The following is a 3,003-nucleotide window of genomic DNA, read 5'->3' as shown; positions in this document are numbered from 1 at the left end:
CGGCCTTGGTGCGTCCGCGCGCGGCGCGGCGGGCGGGCGGCGTCGCGTCGTCCGCCCCGCCGCCGTCGGCGCCGCGGCCGTCGTCGTCCTGGGCACTCATGGCAGCACGCTCCCGAGTCCGAGCAGCGACAGCTCGGCGGCGGCCAGCCCGCTCGCGCCGCCCACCGTCGCCGCGTTCACGATCGCCGCGCCCTCCGCGGTCGCGCCGGTCCACCCCATCCGGCGCTCCACCCCGTGGCGCAGCAGCATGAGCGAGAACCCCTCGACCGTCACCGCCGCGCCGTCGACGGTCGCGACCTGGCCGTCCACGGTGTCGATCAGCTTCGTCCACACGCCGGGCGACGCGACGGTCGGGAGGGTGAACGCCTCCGCGTCGAAGCCGGCGTTGATGAGCAGGAGCATCGTGTCCCCCTTCACCGGGCGCCCGCGCTCGTCCGTCTCGTCGGCCGCCTCGCCGTGGATCAGCATCCCCAGCGCGCGGCGGTCGGGGTCGTGCCAGTCGCGGTCCGTCATCTCGGCGGCGTCCGGGCGGAGCCACGTGAGGTCCTTCACCCCGGCGGCGCCCACCGGGCGCCCGCGGAAGAAGCTGCGGCGCCGCAGCACCGGGTGCACGTGCCGCAGCGCGATCACCCGGCGCGTGAAGTCGAGCAGCTCGCGCTGCCACGGCTCCAGCGACCAGTCGACCCACGACAGCGCGTTGTCCTGCGCGTAGGCGTTGTTGTTCCCGCGCTGCGTGCGTCCCAGTTCGTCGCCGTGCGACAGCATCGGCACGCCCTGCGAGAAGGCGAGCGTCGCGAGCATGTTGCGCATCGCGCGCCGCCGCCGGTCGATCACCGCCGCGTCGTCCGTCTCCCCCTCGACGCCCCAGTTGCGACTGAGGTTGTCGTCGTGCCCGTCGCGGTTCCCCTCGCCGTTCGCGTCGTTGTGCTTGCGCTCGTAGCTCACGAGGTCGCGCAGGGTGTAGCCGTCGTGCGCGGTGACGAAGTTGACGCTGGCGTACGCGGCGCGGTCGCTCCAGGCGTAGATGTCGCTGGAGCCCGACAGCCGCGACGCCACCTCCCCCACCACCCCGCGGTCGCCGCGCCACAGCCGGCGCATGCAGTCGCGGTACTTGCCGTTCCACTCCGCCCACCCGACCGGGAAGTTGCCGACCTGGTAGCCCCCCGGGCCGATGTCCCACGGCTCGGCGATCAGCTTCACGCGCGAGAGGACGGGGTCCTGGTGGATGATGTCGAAGAACGCCGACAGCCGGTTCACGTCGTACAGCTCGCGCGCCAGCACCGGCGCGAGGTCGAAGCGGAAGCCGTCGACGTGCATCTCGGTGACCCAGTAGCGGAGCGAGTCCATGATGAGCTGGATCGTCCGCGGGTGCATCATGTTCAGCGAGTTGCCCGTCCCCGTGAAGTCCATGTAGTACCGGGGGTTGTCGGGCATCAGGCGGTAGTACGCCCGGTTGTCGACGCCGCGCAGCGACAGCGTGGGGCCCATGTGGTTCCCCTCGCCGGTGTGGTTGTACACCACGTCGAGGATCACCTCGATCCCCGCCGCGTGCAGCTTCTTCACCATCGTCTTGAACTCGTACACCTGCTGCCCGTACCGCGCCTCCTCGGTCGCGTAGCGGATGTCGGGCGCGAAGAAGGCGATCGAGTTGTACCCCCAGTAGTTGGTCAGCCCGCGCTCGGCGAGGTGGCGGTCGACCACGAAGTGGTGCACGGGGAGGAGCTCGAGCGCGGTCACGCCCAGCGAGAGCAGGTGCTCGACGATCGGCTCCGACGCCAGCCCGAGGTACGTGCCGCGCAGCGCCGGGTCGACGTCGGGGTGCTGCATGGTCATCCCCTTGACGTGCGCCTCGTAGATGACCGTGCGGTTCCACGGCGTGCGCGGCGGCCGGTCGTCCTCCCACGTGAAGGCGCTGTCGATCACCACCGACTTCGGCGTCCCCGACGCGTCCTCCTGCGGGTTCGGCTCCAGGTCCTCCTTCGGCCCGCCGACCTTGTACGCGAACAGCGCGTCGCTCCACCCGATGGTGTTGCTGACCGCCTTGGCGTACGGGTCGATCAGCAGCTTCGCGGCGTTGAAGCGGTGCCCCTGCTCGGGCGCGTACGGCCCGTGCACCCGGTAGCCGTACAGCTGGCCGGGACGCACGTCGGGAAGGTAGCAGTGCCACACCTGGTCGCTGCGCTCGCGCAGCGGGATGCGCACGCGCTCGCGCGCGTCGCCCGGCGCGTCGAACAGGCAGAGGTCGACGCCGGTCGCGTTCTCGGAGAACAGGGCGAAGTTCACCCCCGCGCCGTCCCACGTGGCGCCCAGGGGGAAGGGCTGGCCGGGCCAGATGCGCATCAGCGCACCTCGGCGGCCAGGAGGGCCTGCAGCCCGCGGAGCGGGATCGGGAGCCAGTCGGGGCGGTTCCGCACTTCGTAGTTCAGTTCGTAGAAGAGCTTCTCGAGCTCGAACAGGCGGGCGAGCGCGTCGGCGGCCGCCGCGCCCGCCGGGAGGTAACCTGGCGCCGACGGCGTGCCGCCGGCCACGTAGGCGTCGTGGAAGGCGGCGCGCGCCGCGCGCTCCCAGGCGTCGGCTCGGGCCGGGTCGCCCCCGCCCTCGCGCAGCGCGGTCGCGGCGGCGTACCCGAACGAGCGGAGCATCCCGGCCACGTCGCGCAGCGCCGAGTGCCGAGCGCGGCGCTCGGCCAGCGGGCGCGCCGGCTCGCCCTCGAAGTCGATGACGGCCAGCGCGCCGTCGCCCGCACGCAGGACCTGCCCGAGATGGTAGTCGCCGTGGTGGCGGATGCGGGCGCCGGCGTCGTCGCCGACCCTCGCCACGAGGGCGTCCAGCCGCCCGCGCAGCTCGTCGGCGCGCGCCGCCAGCGCGCCGAGCGCGGCGCGCGCCTCCGCGAAGCCGGCGCCGTCCGGGGCGCCGGGGCGCGGCTCGACCGCGGCCAGCGCCTCGTCGAACGCGGCGACCGCGGCGTCGCGAAGTCGGATCGTAGCCATGTCGTTCTGTGAG

At 73.1% G+C, this 3,003-nt stretch carries 1 protein-coding gene and 1 pseudogene; both read right to left on the bottom strand.

Annotated features, from left to right (window positions below):
- Positions 1–96: 96 nt before the first annotated feature.
- Positions 97–2,340: a glycogen debranching protein GlgX gene (gene glgX, locus PYV61_RS23195; protein ID WP_275836161.1), complete on the bottom strand. Its 2,244-nt coding sequence runs from the start codon at positions 2,338–2,340 to the stop codon at positions 97–99.
- Positions 2,340–3,003 (bottom strand): annotated as a pseudogene (locus PYV61_RS23190) (alpha-amylase); the annotation flags it as partial. The gene glgX and the pseudogene PYV61_RS23190, both read right to left, overlap by 1 nt.

The organism is Roseisolibacter sp. H3M3-2 (assembly GCF_029211165.1).
In the GTDB taxonomy this organism is placed as follows: domain Bacteria; phylum Gemmatimonadota; class Gemmatimonadetes; order Gemmatimonadales; family Gemmatimonadaceae; genus Roseisolibacter.
The sequence above is the reverse complement of the archived record's forward strand: the minus strand, read 5'-3'. Positions and strand labels throughout refer to the sequence as shown.